The sequence below is a fragment of the Variovorax sp. 01N429 genome (assembly GCF_056399425.1).
Window position 1 is genome coordinate 40,363 of the sequence record NZ_JBFTRG010000018.1, and the last position, 14,643, is coordinate 55,005.

General features: G+C 62.7%; 17 protein-coding genes and 1 tRNA gene. 4 read left to right on the forward strand and 14 right to left on the reverse strand.

The features are described from left to right. Nucleotides 1–16: 16 nt before the first annotated feature. The 3 genes from folD to AC1DSF_RS24825 all read left to right on the forward strand — a co-directional run bounded on the left by folD (nucleotide 17) and on the right by AC1DSF_RS24825 (nucleotide 3,731). Nucleotides 17–868 (forward strand): bifunctional methylenetetrahydrofolate dehydrogenase/methenyltetrahydrofolate cyclohydrolase FolD, encoded by an 852-nt coding sequence (gene folD / locus AC1DSF_RS24815; protein WP_478128268.1) that lies wholly within the window; start codon nucleotides 17–19, stop codon nucleotides 866–868. A 129-nt stretch (nucleotides 869–997) separates the two neighbouring features. Further along, nucleotides 998–3,046, forward strand: a complete 2,049-nt coding sequence (locus AC1DSF_RS24820) for a M3 family metallopeptidase (RefSeq protein WP_478128269.1) — start codon at nucleotides 998–1,000, stop codon at nucleotides 3,044–3,046. A gap of 58 nt (nucleotides 3,047–3,104) precedes the next feature. Next, nucleotides 3,105–3,731 carry a glutaredoxin family protein gene (locus AC1DSF_RS24825; RefSeq protein ID WP_478128270.1) on the forward strand — a complete coding sequence of 209 codons (627 nt, stop codon included), beginning with the start codon at nucleotides 3,105–3,107 and terminating at the stop codon, nucleotides 3,729–3,731. 22 nt (nucleotides 3,732–3,753) lie between these two features. Here the strand turns inward: AC1DSF_RS24825 and rpiA are convergent, their stop codons facing one another. Then, a complete protein-coding gene (rpiA, locus tag AC1DSF_RS24830) occupies nucleotides 3,754–4,455 on the reverse strand; it encodes a ribose-5-phosphate isomerase RpiA (RefSeq protein ID WP_478128271.1) in 702 nt (233 codons plus the stop codon). Between the two features lie 45 nt (nucleotides 4,456–4,500). Here rpiA and AC1DSF_RS24835 point away from each other — a divergent pair, with 45 nt between their 5' ends. Beyond that, nucleotides 4,501–5,574 (forward strand): quinone-dependent dihydroorotate dehydrogenase, encoded by a 1,074-nt coding sequence (locus AC1DSF_RS24835; protein WP_478128272.1) that lies wholly within the window; start codon nucleotides 4,501–4,503, stop codon nucleotides 5,572–5,574. Nucleotides 5,575–5,602: 28 nt separating this feature from the next. Here AC1DSF_RS24835 and AC1DSF_RS24840 read toward each other — a convergent pair whose 3' ends face one another. The 13 genes from AC1DSF_RS24840 to iscR all read right to left on the reverse strand — a co-directional run bounded on the left by AC1DSF_RS24840 (nucleotide 5,603) and on the right by iscR (nucleotide 14,638). Then, nucleotides 5,603–6,301: a phage holin family protein gene (locus tag AC1DSF_RS24840; RefSeq protein ID WP_478128273.1), complete on the reverse strand. Its 699-nt coding sequence runs from the start codon at nucleotides 6,299–6,301 to the stop codon at nucleotides 5,603–5,605. A 75-nt stretch (nucleotides 6,302–6,376) separates the two neighbouring features. Then, nucleotides 6,377–6,685: a glycine zipper domain-containing protein gene (locus tag AC1DSF_RS24845; RefSeq protein WP_478128274.1), complete on the reverse strand. Its 309-nt coding sequence runs from the start codon at nucleotides 6,683–6,685 to the stop codon at nucleotides 6,377–6,379. 91 nt (nucleotides 6,686–6,776) lie between these two features. Further along, nucleotides 6,777–7,874, reverse strand: coding sequence for an NAD(P)/FAD-dependent oxidoreductase (locus AC1DSF_RS24850; RefSeq protein WP_478128275.1), 1,098 nt, complete (start codon nucleotides 7,872–7,874; stop codon nucleotides 6,777–6,779). A gap of 257 nt (nucleotides 7,875–8,131) precedes the next feature. After that, complete coding sequence (locus AC1DSF_RS24855) at nucleotides 8,132–8,317, reverse strand: hypothetical protein (protein ID WP_478128277.1); 186 nt, start codon at nucleotides 8,315–8,317, stop codon at nucleotides 8,132–8,134. An 88-nt stretch (nucleotides 8,318–8,405) separates the two neighbouring features. After that, nucleotides 8,406–8,480, reverse strand: a tRNA-Val gene (locus AC1DSF_RS24860). Nucleotides 8,481–8,547: 67 nt separating this feature from the next. Then, a complete protein-coding gene (gene dnaQ, locus AC1DSF_RS24865) occupies nucleotides 8,548–9,267 on the reverse strand; it encodes a DNA polymerase III subunit epsilon (protein ID WP_478128278.1) in 720 nt (239 codons plus the stop codon). Beyond that, nucleotides 9,267–9,605, reverse strand: coding sequence for an ISC system 2Fe-2S type ferredoxin (fdx, locus tag AC1DSF_RS24870; RefSeq protein ID WP_478128279.1), 339 nt, complete (start codon nucleotides 9,603–9,605; stop codon nucleotides 9,267–9,269). Before fdx ends, dnaQ begins: the two co-directional genes overlap by 1 nt. Before the next feature lie 8 nt (nucleotides 9,606–9,613). Next, on the reverse strand, nucleotides 9,614–11,470 hold the full coding sequence (gene hscA / locus AC1DSF_RS24875; protein ID WP_478128280.1) for a Fe-S protein assembly chaperone HscA: 1,857 nt from the start codon (nucleotides 11,468–11,470) through the stop codon (nucleotides 9,614–9,616). Nucleotides 11,471–11,474: 4 nt separating this feature from the next. Beyond that, entirely contained in the window at nucleotides 11,475–11,993 is a 519-nt protein-coding gene (gene hscB, locus AC1DSF_RS24880; protein WP_478128281.1) for a Fe-S protein assembly co-chaperone HscB, read from the reverse strand. A gap of 59 nt (nucleotides 11,994–12,052) precedes the next feature. Continuing rightward, entirely contained in the window at nucleotides 12,053–12,376 is a 324-nt protein-coding gene (gene iscA, locus AC1DSF_RS24885) for an iron-sulfur cluster assembly protein IscA (RefSeq protein WP_184524123.1), read from the reverse strand. A gap of 1 nt (nucleotide 12,377) precedes the next feature. Then, entirely contained in the window at nucleotides 12,378–12,791 is a 414-nt protein-coding gene (gene iscU / locus AC1DSF_RS24890) for a Fe-S cluster assembly scaffold IscU (RefSeq protein ID WP_478096903.1), read from the reverse strand. Nucleotides 12,792–12,809: 18 nt separating this feature from the next. After that, nucleotides 12,810–14,030, reverse strand: a complete 1,221-nt coding sequence (locus tag AC1DSF_RS24895) for an IscS subfamily cysteine desulfurase (RefSeq protein WP_478128282.1) — start codon at nucleotides 14,028–14,030, stop codon at nucleotides 12,810–12,812. Between the two features lie 71 nt (nucleotides 14,031–14,101). Then, nucleotides 14,102–14,638 carry a Fe-S cluster assembly transcriptional regulator IscR gene (gene iscR, locus AC1DSF_RS24900; protein ID WP_478128283.1) on the reverse strand — a complete coding sequence of 179 codons (537 nt, stop codon included), beginning with the start codon at nucleotides 14,636–14,638 and terminating at the stop codon, nucleotides 14,102–14,104. Nucleotides 14,639–14,643 lie beyond the last annotated feature (5 nt).

The window sequence follows — 14,643 nt, forward strand, 5'->3', positions numbered from 1 at the left end:
TGGAAGACAGAAAACCATGACAGCCCAATTGATCGATGGCAACGCCCTGGCCCGGAAGATTCGCGGCGACGTCACCGGGCGCATTGCCGCACTCAAGGCGCGCGGCGTCGAGCCGACGCTGGCCATCGTGCTGGTCGGTGAAGACCCGGCAAGCCAGGTCTACGTCAAGCACAAGGTCAACGACAGCACCGAGACCGGACTCACGGCCAACCTCGAGCGCTACGCGGCCAGCATGACCGAGGCCGAGCTGCTCTCGCGCATCCACGCCCTCAACGAAGATCCCAAGGTACACGGCATCCTGGTGCAGCTGCCGCTGCCGCCGCACATGGACAGCCATCGTGTCATCGAGGCCATCTCGCCTGCCAAGGACGTGGATGGCTTCCATGTTGCCAGCGCCGGGGCATTGATGGTCGGCCAACCCGGTTTCTGGCCTTGTACGCCGCACGGCTGCATGAAGATGATCGACTCTATCGGCTATGACCTGCGCGGAAAGCATGCAGTCGTCATCGGGCGCAGCAACATCGTGGGCAAGCCGATGGCGATGATGCTGCTCGCCAAGAACGCGACCGTCACGATCTGTCATAGCGCAACCAAGGATCTCGCCGCTTTCACGCGTCATGCGGACGTGGTGGTCGCAGCGGTCGGCAAGCGCAACATCCTGACGGCGGACATGGTCAAGCCCGGCGCGGTGATCATCGACGTGGGGATGAACCGCAAGGAAGACGGAAAGCTCGCCGGCGACGTGGATTTCGACGGTGTCAAGGAAGTCGCCGGCTGGATCACCCCCGTTCCGGGCGGCGTCGGCCCGATGACACGTGCGATGTTGCTCGCCAACACCCTTGAAGCTGCCGAGCGCATGACTACATAAGAACCACCCCGTTGCTTGCTCACTTCGTGTAGCCGCCTCCCCCTCAAGGGGCACCACCGGCGGCCCGGCTGAGCCGGTTCCGCGGTGGTTCCCGAAACTGCTTCGCTGCGCTTGCATTGGAAACGCCCTATGAAAAATCCGCTTCTCGATTTCACTGACCTTCCGCTGTTTGACCGGATTCGGCCTGAGCATGTCTCGCCAGCGGTGGACACTCTGCTGGCGGATGCCGAGGCTGCGCTGCAGACGGTGACGGCGCCGGATTTTCCGGCTGACTGGATGGCTATTTCCAAGGTGCTGGATGTGGCTTCGGAGCGCTTCAGCCGTGCATGGGGGGCTGTCGGGCATCTCAATGCCGTGGCTGATACGCCTGAACTGCGGGCGGCTTACAACGAAGCGATGCCGCGTGTGACGGCGTTCTGGACGCGCCTGGGGTCCGATGAACGGCTGTATGCCAAGTACAAGGCGATCGACGTCGCGACGCTCAATCCGGAGCAGCGCCAAGCGCATCGCAATGCGGTCCGCAACTTTGTTCTCGGCGGCGCCGAACTCCAGGGTGCGGCCAAGACGCGGTTCGCCGAGATCCAGGAACGCCAGGCCGAGCTGAGCCAGAAGTTCAGCGAAAACGCTCTCGATGCCACGGATGCCTTCGCCTGGTATGCGCCTCTGGGCGAACTCGAAGGACTTCCGGAAGACGTCATCAGTGCGGCCCGCGCCGCCGCCGAAGCGGACGGCAAGGAAGGCTACAAGCTGACGTTGAAAATGCCGTCGTACCTGCCGGTCATGCAGTTTGCCAAGAGCAGCGCGCTGCGCGAAAGGCTCTATCGCGCCTACGTCACGCGAGCCAGCGAACTCGGCGATCCGGCCTTTGACAACACCGATCTCATCCGCGAAATCCTCGCGCTGCGCCAGGAAGAAGCCAAGCTCTTGGGCTACCCCAATTTCGGCGAGCTTTCGATCGTGCCCAAGATGGCCGAATCCGCCGGCCAAGTGGTCAAGTTCCTGCGCGACCTCGCCGCCAAGGCCAAGCCTTACGGCGAACGCGATCTGGCCGATCTGCGTGCCTTCGCGGCCGACCAGCTCGGCATGGTCGACCCGCAGCCTTGGGACTGGAGCTACATCGGCGAGAAGCTCAAGGAAGCGCGCTATGCCTTCAGCGAGCAGGAGGTCAAGCAGTACTTCACCGCGCCGAAGGTCATGGGCGGGCTGTTCAAGATCGTGGAGACGCTGTTCGAGGTGTCGATCAAGCGCGACGTCGCGCCTGTGTGGCATCCGAGCGTCGAGTTCTATCGCATTGAGCGCGATGGCAAGAAGGTCGGACAGTTCTATCTCGATCCTTCCGCCCGTTCGGCCAAGCGCGGAGGCGCGTGGATGGACGACGTCCGGGCGCGTTGGCTGCGTCCGGACACCGGAACGCTGCAGACGCCCGTCGCGCAGCTGGTCTGCAATTTCGCCGATGGCGTGGATGGCAAGCCGCCGCTGCTGACGCATGATGACGTGACGACGCTCTTTCACGAATTCGGCCATGGCCTGCACCACATGCTCACGCAGATCAACGAGCGCGATGTCTCCGGCATCAGCGGCGTGGAGTGGGACGCTGTCGAACTGCCGAGCCAGTTCATGGAGAACTTCTGCTGGGAGTGGGACGTGCTTGCCCACATGACGTCGCACGTCGACACCGGCGAGCCGCTGCCCCGCGCGCTCTTCGAGAAGATGACCGCAGCCAAGAACTTCCAGAGCGGCCTGCAGACCCTGCGGCAGATCGAGTTCTCGTTGTTCGACATGCTGCTGCATACCGAGTACGACGCAACAGCGGCCAAACCGGGCGACGTCCTGGCACTGCTCGGCAAGGTGCGCGAAGAGGTCGCGGTGATGCCTTCGCCGCCCTTCAGCCGCACGCCCAACACCTTCAGCCACATCTTCTCGGGCGGCTACGCGGCAGGCTACTACAGCTACAAGTGGGCCGAAGTGCTGAGCGCCGACGCGTACGCCGCTTTCGAGGAGACGGCAGGCGCCAACGGCGAGCCCAGCATCGAGACCGGACGCAAATACCGCCAGGCGATCCTCGAAGCAGGCGGCAGCAGGAGCGCCATGGACTCGTTCAAGGCCTTCAGGGGCCGCGAGCCTCAGATCGACGCCCTCTTGCGCCATCAGGGAATGGCCGAAACGCAGGCGGCGTGACGGTCAGAGGGCGGCAGAGCCTGAGATACTCGGCGTCATTCGATACCGGGGAATCTCGATGAAACGCAAAACCGCCCTGACCGGCTTGGCCCTGACGCTGCTCGCCAGCGCAGCGCTCGCGCAGGCCGTCTATCGCAATGTCGATAAGAACGGCAAGGTCACGTTTTCGGACCAGCCAACTTCAGCCAGCGCCCAGCCTGCCGAGCCACGCACGGGTGTGTCGACGGTCGCCGCCAATTCAGGTTTGCCTTATGAACTGCGTCAGGTGGTGCAGCGCTATCCCGTCACGCTTTACACCGGGGACGATTGCGCTCCTTGCGGAGCAGGTCGCTCGCTGCTGATCACGCGCGGTATTCCATTCGATGAGAAGACGGTCAAGAGCAATGACGACGTTCAAGCGCTGCAACGGCTGAGCGGACAAAACGGGTTGCCCTTGCTGACGATCGGGACGCAGCAGCTCAAGGGGTTCTCCGACGCGGAGTGGTCGCAGTATCTCGATGCTGCGGGCTATCCGAAGAGTTCGCAACTGCCCACGGGTTTTCGCAATCCGCCGGCCCAGCCGCTCGTTGCTCTGAAGGCCGCTGCACCCGCCGCGCCTGCCGCTGCGCCGGTGCAGGCCCCTCCTCCTCCGCCGGCCGCAAGCAACGAGCCAACGCCGAGCAATCCTGCCGGCATCAAGTTCTGACGCTTGAAGATTGAAGATGCGCTCAGCCGAAGCGCATCGTCCTGACACCAGAAGAAGTGCCCAGCAAACAGACGCTGGCGCGCTGATGCGCGAAGACGCCAACGGTGACGACGCCGGGCCATTGATTCACTTCAGTCTCGAAGCCCAGTGGATCGGTGATCCGCAGACCCGTCACGTCGACAATGTGTTGGCCGTTGTCGGTGACGAGCGCCGTGCCGTCCTTTTCGCGGACCTGCGCCAGTCCGCCCAGTCGCGCGAACTGGCGAATGATCCGCTGCGCAGACATCGGGATCACCTCGACCGGCAACGGAAATGCTCCAAGCGTATTGACCAGCTTGGACGAATCCGCAATGCATACGAACCGCCGGGATTGCGCGGCAACGATTTTTTCGCGGGTCAGCGCGGCGCCGCCGCCCTTGATCATGTAGCCGCGGCCGTCGATCTCGTCGGCCCCGTCGATGTAGACCGCCAGCTCTTCGACTTCGTTGCTGTCAAAAACGGGAATGTCCAGCGCGCGCAGGCGCTCGGTCGACGCGACGGAGCTTGAAACCGCTCCGCGGATTTCGCTCTTGATCGTCGCCAACGCATCGATGAATTTGTTGACCGTCGAGCCGGTGCCGACACCGACGATCTCGCCTTTGACGACGTAATCCAGAGCGGCGCGACCGACCTGCGCCTTGAGTTCGTCCTGGGTCAGGGCGGGAGCTGAAGCGGGAGAAGGCATCGGGGAGAATCCTGGGCTGATTGAAGTCAAGTCGAGAATTATCCGATGCCCTTGCTGCTGCCCTCCTCGCTGTATGGACTTGCCCGTCCGTTCCTCTTCGGCTTTGACCCCGAACATGCCCACGAGCTCACACTGGATGCGCTGGCACGAACCCAGAACACACCACTCGCCCGCACCTACGCCGCACCTCGCGTCGAAGACCGAATCACGCTTGCCGGCCTCACCTTTCCGAATCGGGTCGGCCTGGCCGCCGGTCTGGACAAGAACGCACGCTGCATCGATGCTTTCGCGGCGATGGGATTTGGCTTTGTCGAAGTCGGAACCGTCACGCCGAAGGCGCAACCCGGCAACCCGCGGCCACGCATGTTCCGCCTGCCGCAGCGGGATGCACTGATTAATCGGCTCGGCTTCAACAACGAAGGACTGGACGCCTTCGTCGCCAACGTGCAACGCGCGCGCTTTCGCCGAAATGCGTCAAAAGCGCCGATGCTGCTGGGGCTCAACATCGGCAAGAACGCAGCGACGCCGATCGAACGGGCCGTGGACGACTATCTTGTGTGCCTGGACGGTGTGTATCCGCATGCGGACTACGTGACCATCAATATCTCGAGCCCCAACACAGCGAACTTGCGCTCACTCCAGAGTGACGAGGCGCTGGACGCGCTCCTCGGCGCCGTGGCCGACAAACGGGCGGCGCTTGCGGCGAGGCAAGGTCGGCGAGTCCCCCTCTTTGTCAAGATTGCGCCGGACCTCGACGAGAGCCAGGTCAAGGTGATCGCAGCCACGCTGGTCCGGCACGGCATGGACGGCGTCATCGCCACCAACACGACGCTTTCGCGAGATGCAGTGGCAGGCTTGCCGCACGCCGAAGAGGCCGGCGGCCTTTCGGGCGCGCCGGTCAGGGAAACAAGCAATCGAGTGATCGGCCAGTTGCGGGCCGCCTTGGGAAGCAGGTTTCCGATCATCGGCGTGGGCGGCATCCTGAGCGCAGCCGACGCCAAAGCAAAGATTGCGGCCGGCGCCGATGTGGTCCAGATTTACACGGGTTTGATCTACCGCGGACCGGCGCTGGTGCATCGGGCCGCCCAGGCCTTGCGCGACGAACGCGGCAGGGCCTGAGGGTCTGTCTGGGAATGCGCCGTCGCCCTCAGCGCATCCGCCAAAGAACCGGCACGAGCACGCTGGCCCAGCGCACCAGGCGGCGCGGTCCCAATGCAGCCACCACCGCCGCCGCGGCCACGCCAGCAGCTACAGGGTGTTCGCGCGCGAGGCGCATTGCCGCAGCGCTTGTCGTCTCGTTAGGCACTGGCGCTTCCCCGGCTCCCGTCGCTGCAGCCTGGAGCGTTGCGATACGCATCCGCTGCTTTTCGATTCGCGCAAGCAGCTCCGGACGACTCACCGGGCGCCGCTCACGCGGGGTCATGCTGTCACTGTCCGGGCTACCGCGGCCCAGGCTGTGTCGAAGCCACTGGCGATCGCGCTCCAGCTCTTGCAACACCGGCTCGAAGGCGGTCGAAGGTTTGCCACTCATCGACACAAGCGCGATCACTGACACGAGCCACAGCACCAGCCAGACCGCCGCCACCGACCAGGCGGCGGCAGTGCGATTCGGTGAATCCCAGAAATGGACGACGATCGCCACGGACAGCAGCGCAATCGCAATGGTCGTCAACCCGACCACCGCGATCACCAAGCCCAGCATCGATCGCAAACGCTTCTTTTCGTCTTCCCAGGCGAAACGCAGCAAGTCCAGGCGGTCTTCAGCAGCCAGGGCGCCTTCGCCCGCCAGGATGCGCACGCGCCGCCATTGGGACCTGATCCCAAAAAGCGATGACAACCACTTCACGTGTGCCCTCCGCGAGCCTCACCGCCGATGGGAGCCGCGGAAGCGGTTGGCTGTTGCGCGCTCAGGCGGGCGTGCTCAGCGGCGGCCAAGCAGCAGGCCCACCAGCACCCCCACCGCCAACGCAGCGCCGGCGATTTGCCAGGGCTCATCGTGGGCGTAGGCGTTGGCCGAGTTGGCTGCCTCACGGGCTTTCTTGCTCGCGATACGGCTCTTTTCGGCAGCCAGTTCGCGCGCGATAGCCAGCTTGCTGTCGATGCGCTGGCGAAGCGCCTTGATATGGGGAACGGAGTCGAGATCCTTGCTGGCGAGCACACCGCGAACGTCGCTCGCGATGTCTTCAGCAACGGCGTTGGCTGCCGCTTCGAGATTATTGGATGCAGTCATTTAAAGTTGTCCTCCTCAGTCACGCCGGCACCGCGCCGGCAACACACGCCGACAAACGACGCTCCGCGTCATAGTACATGCCCAAGTGCATCTACGACAGAATTCCCACGACATGATCGGCAATTGCGAGGCTGCTGGTCAACCCCGGCGATTCGATCCCGAAGAGGTTGACCAAGCCCGGCACTCCGTGCAGCGCCGGGCCTGCGATCATGAAGTCCGCAGCAGCATCTCCGGGCCCGGAGATCTTGGGGCGAATGCCGGCATATCCGGGAATCAGCGCGCCGTCCGGCAAGGCGGGCCAGTATTTGCGCACCTCGGCATAGAAGCCCTCTCCCCGCGCGGGATCGACCACCAGATCCTCGGGCGAGTCCACCCACTGAACGTCAGGACCGAACTTGGCCTGTCCGCCCAGATCGAGTGTGAGATGCACGCCCAGGCCCGCAGCCTCGGGAACGGGGTAGATCAACCGGCTGAACGGCGCCCGCCCAGCCAGCGTGAAGTAGTTGCCTTTTGCGAAATAAGCCTTGGGTACGGAAGTCGCCGGCAGGCCTTGGAATTGCCGGGCAAGCAGCGGCGCGACGAGACCGGCGGAGTTCACGACGCTCTTGCATCGCAAAAGCGTCCCGTCGATGGACTTCAATACGATGGCGTCACCCAGGCATTCGGCACTGAGGATGCCCGATTTCAGTGCAACGACCCCACCGGCCTGCTCGAGGTCGCCTTGCAGGCTCAGCATCAGGGCATGGCTGTCCACGATCCCGGTGCTGGGGGAATGCAGCGCCGCCAGGCACCGGAGCTGAGGCTCCATGGCGCGCGCCTCCTCGCCTGAGAGCAGAACCATGTCGTCTACGCCGTTGGCCGCGGCCTTGGCCTTGATCTCGGCGAGCTGCGCAACCTGCGGCTCGGCAGTGGCCACGATGAGCTTGCCGCAGCGTCGGTGCGGCAAGCCGCGTTCGATGGCGTAGTCGTAGAGCAACTGCTTGCCCTGCACGCACAGTCGTGCCTTCAGTGAGCCCTTGGGGTAATAGATGCCCGCGTGAATGACTTCACTGTTGCGAGAACTGGTGCCGGTCCCGATCGCGCCTTCCGCCTCCAGCACGATCACCTCTCTGCCCGCCAGCGCAAGCGCGCGAGCCGCCGCCAAGCCAACCACCCCGGCGCCGATGACGGCGCAATCGAATTCGTCCATGACGCAAGCTTAGCTGGCTTGCGGGCGGATCACTTCACTAGCGCCGGTTGTGGGGCGAGCGACTTGGACAGATTGCCTGGCGGCGTCGCGGGGCCCTCGTCGGGCTCGACGGGTAGCTCGGGGACATCCGGCGGGTCGGGGCTGATGGGCGGCGGAAGATCAGGGCTGGTGGCCATGGCGGTTCTCCTTCAGTTCGACTTCTACGGGAGCTCGGCGGAGGATGCAAGGGGTAAGAGACGTGGCCCGAACCAGCGGACTCAGCGCAATTTTTCGTCCCCGCGAATCTCCTGCGCCAGTTTCGCCGTCACATCCGTGCACGCCCAATTTGCTGCAAGGCTGAAGTTCGTTTTGAACTCGTCGAACTCGGCATTGCCTTCGCCGACTGCTCGTATGCGCGTGATTTCTTTGCCATCGTCAGCAGGGCCGCCGAAGGCGAGCCTCAAGCGCAACTTCGGAAGCCGCGAGCGCAACGTGACGCACAGCGCTGATCTGAAGGACCAGCGCTGGGGACAAAGAGAGAGGGGGGGAATTTGGTGGGCGGTGGAGGCTTCGAACCTCCGACCCCAGCAGTGTGAATGCTGTGCTCTACCCCTGAGCTAACCGCCCGTGGCGCAGATATTGAATACCTGCGCCGTTTGGATTTTTCGCGCCGTGTATGGCACGAAGCCTTCGATTATGCCACAGCAAAATCAGCAATTTGTCGAAAAAGAGTGCGTCCGTTGCTCGCCTTATCGAGTTGCGCCAGCACTTCGTCGTGCGCGGCAAGTTCGTGTTCGGTCGCGACCAAAACCGGCAACTCGTAGGTGCTCAGTTCCACGACAACGATGGCGCCCAGCACCGGTTCGTTCGGCACCACGTCGATCAGCAGCGCATCCTGTCCGCGCGTGAGATTGATGTAGACGTCGGCCAGCAGTTGGGCATCGAGCTTGGCGCCGTGGAAGGTGCGGTTCGAACGGTCCACCCCGAATCGGTCGCATAGCGCATCCAGCGAATTGCGCTTGCCGGGGTACACCATCTTGGCCATGGCCAGCGTGTCGGTCACCTCGCCAACGAAGCTTTGCAAGCGAGGCAGGCCGGCAAGCTCGAATTCCTTGTTGAGAAACCCGACGTCGAAAGCTGCGTTGTGAATGATCAGTTCCGCACCACGCAGATACTCCACGATGTCATTGGCCAGCGTGACGAACTTGGGTTTGTCGCGCAGAAAGTCGGACGTCAAGCCGTGGACCTTGAGGGCGTCCTCATGGCTTTCCCGCTCAGGATTGAAGTAGATGTGCAGATCGTTGCCCGTGAGCTTTCGGTTGAACAGCTCGACGCACCCGAGTTCGATGATGCGATCGCCGTTTTCAGCCGAAAGGCCCGTGGTTTCGGTATCGAGAACGATCTGCCTTGTCATCAGTGGTTTTCTTTCGCGTGATTGATCGAGTACTTCGGGATTTCGACGGTCAGGTCTGATTGTGCAAGGATTGCCTGGCAGCTCAGGCGCGACTGGGGCTCGAGGCCCCAAGCGCGATCCAGCAGGTCTTCTTCTTCTTCCTCGGCATCGTTCAGTGACTCCAGCCCTTTGCGGACCACCACGTGGCAGGTCGTGCACGCGCAGCTCATCTCGCAGGCATGCTCGATGTTGATGTCGTGCTCGAGCAGAGCCTCGCAGATCGAGGTACCCGCCGTGGCGGTGATCTCGGCGCCCTCGGGACAGTATTCGGGGTGGGGAAGGATCTTGATCGTGGGCATTGCTTGTTCTAGAGGGATTCGATCTGGCGACCCGAGAGCGCTCGCGCGATCCCGGCGTTCATCCGTTCGGCCGCGAAGGCTTCGGTGCCATCGGCGAGCGCCTTGGTCGCCGCTTCGACAGTGGCTGCGTCGCCGGTGGATCGGGCTTCGCGCAGGGCGTCCATCAACGAATGAATCGCCCCGCGTTCTTCGGGGGACAAAAGCGCACCATCTATATCCAGCGCACTCTGTGTCGCCAGCAGCATGCGATCGGCGTCCACCCGCGCCTCGACCAGTGCGCGTGCCTGCATGTCCTGTTGGGCGGTTGAGAAGCTGTCTTGCAGCATCGTGGCGATCTGGTCGTCAGAGAGCCCGTAAGAAGGCTTGACGGTAACGCTTGCCTCCACTCCGCTGCCCTGCTCCTTGGCGCTCACGCTAAGCAAGCCGTCCGCATCGACCGTGAAGGTGACCCTGATCCGTGCGGCGCCCGCGACCATCGGCGGAATGCCGCGCAGCTCGAATCGCGCCAGGCTGCGGCAATCTGCGACGAGGTCACGTTCGCCTTGCACCACGTGCAGCGCGAGCGCCGTCTGCCCGTCCTTGTATGTCGTGAAATCCTGCGCCATCGCCGTCGGAATCGTCTGGTTGCGAGGCACGATACGCTCGACCAAACCACCCATGGTTTCAATGCCGAGCGAAAGCGGAATCACATCCAGCAGCAACAGGTCATCGGCGCCCGCATTCCCGGCAAGCTGATTGGCCTGGATGGCCGCGCCCAGTGCCACCACCTCGTCAGGATTGAGATTGGTCAATGGCTCTCGACCAAAGAACTCACCGACTGCGCGCCGAATCTGCGGCATTCGCGTGGCCCCGCCAACCAGCACGACCCCCTGCATGTCCGTCGGCTGGAGCTTAGCGTCTCGCAAGGCCTTGCGAACGGCAGCGATCGTTCGTGCGGTGAGGGGCTGGGTCGCGCCTTCGAATTGGTCGCGCCGGATCTCGGCGGTCACATTGCCGGCCTGCAGGCTGGCGGAGAACAGAGTTGTTTCAGCAGACGTGAGCGCCTCCTTGGCTGCCCGAGCCGTCACCAGCAGCGCAGCCTTGTCGGTATCGCTGGACACCTTCAGGCCTGCTTGCGCGAGGACCACGTCCGCCAATACGTGATCGTAGTCGTCGCCTCCCAAGGCCGAATCGCCGCCGGTTGCAATGACCTCGAATACGCCCTGCGTCAGGCGCAGGATCGAAATGTCGAAAGTGCCACCGCCAAGATCGTAGACGGCGTACACACCCTCGCTCGCGTTGTCGAGCCCGTAGGCAATTGCTGCCGACGTCGGCTCGCTGATGAGGCGCAGCACGTTCAGTCCTGCGAGTTGAGCGGCGTCCTTGGTGGCTTGGCGCTGGCCTTCGTCGAAGTACGCGGGAACGGTGATCACCGCGCCGTACAGATCCGCATTGAAAGTGTCCTCGGCCCGATAGCGAAGGGTCGCGAGGATCTCGGCGCTGACTTCAATCGGCGACTTCTCGCCGGCCGCCGTGCGCACCCTGACCATGCCTGCGTCGTCCGTCAGGTGGTAGGCCATTGCTTCGCGATTGCCGATGTCCTGGATGCCGCGGCCCATCAAGCGCTTGACGGACGTGATGACATTGGTGGGATCGCCCACGCGTGCAGCCAACGCGTCGAAGCCGATCTGCCGGCGATCCTTGTCGAGATAGCGCACGGCCGAAGGGAGCACCACGCGGCCTTCCGCATCTGGCAAGCATTCGGCGACTCCATTGCGCACGGCAGCAACGAGCGAGTGCGTGGTTCCGAGGTCGATGCCGACCGCGATGCGGCGCTGGTGCGGATCGGGCGCGAGGCCCGGTTCTGAGATCTGGAGCAATGCCATGGCGCTATTGTCCCAATTGCTCTGACTTCGCCTCGATATCGTCGGCAAAGCGCTCTATGAACATGAGGGCTCTGACCTGCAGGGCCGCCGCAGGGTAGTCGCCTTTTTCGTCAATGAGCCAATCGAGCGAGGACATCGCGCGAGCACGGACGACTTCGACTTCGGACCGCAGTTTCTCGAGGTCGGCCGCACCGTGAGCTTCGTCGAGCTCTTCGCGCCACTCCATCTGGTGCATCAAAAAATCCGCCGGCATCGCGGTATTGTTCTCGGCGTTGATCGGCGCAGCATTCAATTGACAAATGTATGCGGCACGCTTGATCGGATCCTTCAGCCGCTGGTAGGCCTCGTTGATGCGAACTGACCACTGCATGGCAACCCGCTGAGCTGCCGCGCCCTGCGCAGCAAAACGGTCGGGATGCGCTTCCCGCTGCAGTTCTTTCCAGCGGGCGTCCAGCTTGGCGCGGTCCTGCACAAACCGGGCAGGCACCGCGAAGAGGTCGAAATCGTTGTCAGTGAGGTTCATACGTCAAAAAGCCGCCAGCACATGACATGGTGGCGGCTCGGGCTCGATGCCGGTGGAGGTCAGATGCGGAAGCTCTCGCCGCAACCGCAGCGGTCGCGCTCGTTCGGATTGTTGAACTTGAAGCCCTCATTGAGGCCTTCACGCACAAAATCGAGTTGCGTTCCGTCGATGTAGGCAAGGCTTTTGGGATCGACGAGCACCTTCACGCCGTGGTCCTCGAATACCACGTCTTCAGGCGACAGTTCGTCGACGTACTCGAGCTTGTAGGCAAGCCCTGAACAGCCTGTCGTCTTGACGCCCAGACGCACGCCCACGCCCTTCCCTCGCTTGCCGAGGTAGCGCGTGACGTGGCGCGCAGCCGATTCGGTGAGAGTCACAGCCATGTCAGTGAGCAGCCTCCGTCGCCGATGCGGCGACGCCATGCTTGGCCTTGTAGTCGCTGACCGCCGCCTTGATGGCGTCTTCGGCGAGGATCGAGCAATGGATCTTGACGGGCGGCAATGCGAGCTCTTCGGCGATCTGCGCATTCTTCAACGCAGCCGCCTCGTCGAGCGTCTTTCCCTTGACCCATTCGGTCACGAGAGACGACGAAGCAATTGCCGAACCGCAGCCGTATGTCTTGAAGCGCGCGTCCTCGATCACCCCTGTCTCGGGGTTGACCTTGATCTGGAGCTTCATGACGTCACCGCAGGCGGGTGCGCCCACCATGCCGGTGCCCACCGACTCGTCGCCCTTTTCGAAAGAGCCGACGTTGCGGGGATTTTCGTAATGGTCAATAACCTTGGATGAATAAGCCATGGGATACCTCTTTGATCTTTAATGCGCCGACCACTGGATCGTGCTGATGTCGATGCCGTCCTTGAACATCTCCCACAGCGGGCTCAGTTCGCGGAGCTTGGCGACGTTGTGCTTGATGGTCGAAACCGCGTAGTCGATCTCTTCTTCGGTCGTGAACCGGCCGATCGTCATGCGCAGACTGCTGTGAGCGAGTTCGTCACTGCGGCCGAGGGCACGTAGCACATAGCTGGGTTCGAGACTGGCCGAGGTGCAGGCAGAGCCGCTGGACACGGCCAGACCCTTGATGCCCATGATCAGCGATTCGCCTTCGACGTAGTTGAAGCTCATGTTCAGGTTGTGCGGAACCCTATGCGCGAGATCGCCATTGATGAAAACCTGTTCGACATCCTTAAGGCCGTCAAGAAGGCGCTTCTGAAGCGCGTGCGCCTTGGCAATGTCTTGCTTCATTTCGAGCTTGGCAAGGCGGAAGGCTTCGCCCATGCCCACGATCTGATGCGTAGGCAACGTACCGGAGCGCATTCCACGCTCATGGCCGCCACCATGCATCTGCGCTTCAAGACGTACGCGTGGCTTGCGGCGGACGTAGAGTGCGCCGATGCCCTTAGGCCCGTAAGTCTTGTGTGAAGCGAGGCTCATCAGGTCGATCGGCAGGTTCTTGACGTCGATCTCGACCTTGCCCGTGGCTTGCGCCGCGTCGGCATGAAAAATCACGCCCTTTTCACGGCAAATGTTTCCGAGCGCGACCATGTCCTGGATCACACCGATTTCGTTGTTCACGAACATGACGCTCGCAAGGATGGTGTCGGGACGGATGGCTGCCTTGAAGGCTTCCAGATCGAGCAGCCCGTTTTCCTGGACGTCAAGATAGGTCACGTCGAACCCTTGGCGCTCGAGTTCGCGCATGGTGTCGAGAACCGCCTTGTGCTCAGTCTTGACCGTGATCAGGTGCTTCCCCTTGCCCTTGTAGAAGTGGGCCGCACCCTTCAGCGCCAGATTGTTCGATTCGGTAGCACCGGAAGTCCAGACGATCTCACGCGGGTCAGCGCCGATCAGGTCCGCGACTTCGACTCGCGCCTTTTCGACGGCCTCCTCGGCCTCCCATCCCCAGGCATGGCTCCGCGATGCCGGATTGCCAAAATGCTCGCGCAGCCACGGGATCATCGCGTCGACGACGCGGGGATCGACGGGCGTTGTGGCGCCGTAGTCAAGATAGATCGGGAAATGGGGAGTGACGTCCATGGCTGGCTCAGGCTGGCGTGGGGTTTATCTTTGTTGAAGCTGAAGTAGCGGCGCCCCGAGGCGCCTGCAAATCACGACTTGGCGAAAACGTTGCCCAATGCAAATACCGAATTGGGCGCGTTGACCCTGATCGGCTTGACCACAGGCTGGCTCGAAATCGCGCGCTTCACGGCGGGCTTGTTTTCGATCTGAACGCCCTTGGCGATCTGGTCGTCGACCAGCTTCTGCAAAGTGACGGAGTCGAGAAATTCGACCATGCGCTGATTGAGAGAAGCCCACAGTTCGTGCGTCATGCATCGACCCGCTTCCCCGAGGCAGTTTTCCTTGCCGCCGCATTGCGTGGCATCGATGGGCTCATCGACCGAGACAATGATGTCCGCAACGGTGATATCGGCAGCCTTGCGGCCGAGCGAATAGCCGCCGCCAGGGCCACGCGTGGATTCGACCAATTCGTGCCGGCGCAGCTTGCCGAAGAGTTGTTCTAGATATGACAGCGAAATCTGCTGCCGCTGGCTGATTGCGGCCAGCGTGACCGGACCGGTGTTCTGGCGCAACGCCAGATCGATCATGGCTGTAACCGCAAAGCGGCCTTTGGTAGTGAGACGCATCGCAA

Bases quoted from the DNA above. Each gene is read 5' to 3' on its own strand.
- AC1DSF_RS24845 (WP_478128274.1), bottom strand. From the start codon at position 6,685: ATGACTGCATCCAATAATCTCGAAGCGGCAGCCAACGCCGTTGCTGAA.
- rpiA (WP_478128271.1), bottom strand. From the start codon at position 4,455: ATGCCTTCTCCCGCTTCAGCTCCCGCCCTGACCCAGGACGAACTCAAG.
- iscU (WP_478096903.1), bottom strand. From the start codon at position 12,791: ATGGCTTATTCATCCAAGGTTATTGACCATTACGAAAATCCCCGCAAC.
- AC1DSF_RS24850 (WP_478128275.1), bottom strand. From the start codon at position 7,874: ATGGACGAATTCGATTGCGCCGTCATCGGCGCCGGGGTGGTTGGCTTG.
- AC1DSF_RS24835 (WP_478128272.1), top strand. From the start codon at position 4,501: ATGCCCTTGCTGCTGCCCTCCTCGCTGTATGGACTTGCCCGTCCGTTC.
- AC1DSF_RS24825 (WP_478128270.1), top strand. From the start codon at position 3,105: ATGAAACGCAAAACCGCCCTGACCGGCTTGGCCCTGACGCTGCTCGCC.
- fdx (WP_478128279.1), bottom strand. From the start codon at position 9,605: ATGCCCACGATCAAGATCCTTCCCCACCCCGAATACTGTCCCGAGGGC.
- AC1DSF_RS24895 (WP_478128282.1), bottom strand. From the start codon at position 14,030: ATGGACGTCACTCCCCATTTCCCGATCTATCTTGACTACGGCGCCACA.
- iscR (WP_478128283.1), bottom strand. From the start codon at position 14,638: ATGCGTCTCACTACCAAAGGCCGCTTTGCGGTTACAGCCATGATCGAT.
- hscB (WP_478128281.1), bottom strand. From the start codon at position 11,993: ATGAACCTCACTGACAACGATTTCGACCTCTTCGCGGTGCCTGCCCGG.
- dnaQ (WP_478128278.1), bottom strand. From the start codon at position 9,267: ATGACAAGGCAGATCGTTCTCGATACCGAAACCACGGGCCTTTCGGCT.
- hscA (WP_478128280.1), bottom strand. From the start codon at position 11,470: ATGGCATTGCTCCAGATCTCAGAACCGGGCCTCGCGCCCGATCCGCAC.
- iscA (WP_184524123.1), bottom strand. From the start codon at position 12,376: ATGGCTGTGACTCTCACCGAATCGGCTGCGCGCCACGTCACGCGCTAC.
- folD (WP_478128268.1), top strand. From the start codon at position 17: ATGACAGCCCAATTGATCGATGGCAACGCCCTGGCCCGGAAGATTCGC.
- AC1DSF_RS24820 (WP_478128269.1), top strand. From the start codon at position 998: ATGAAAAATCCGCTTCTCGATTTCACTGACCTTCCGCTGTTTGACCGG.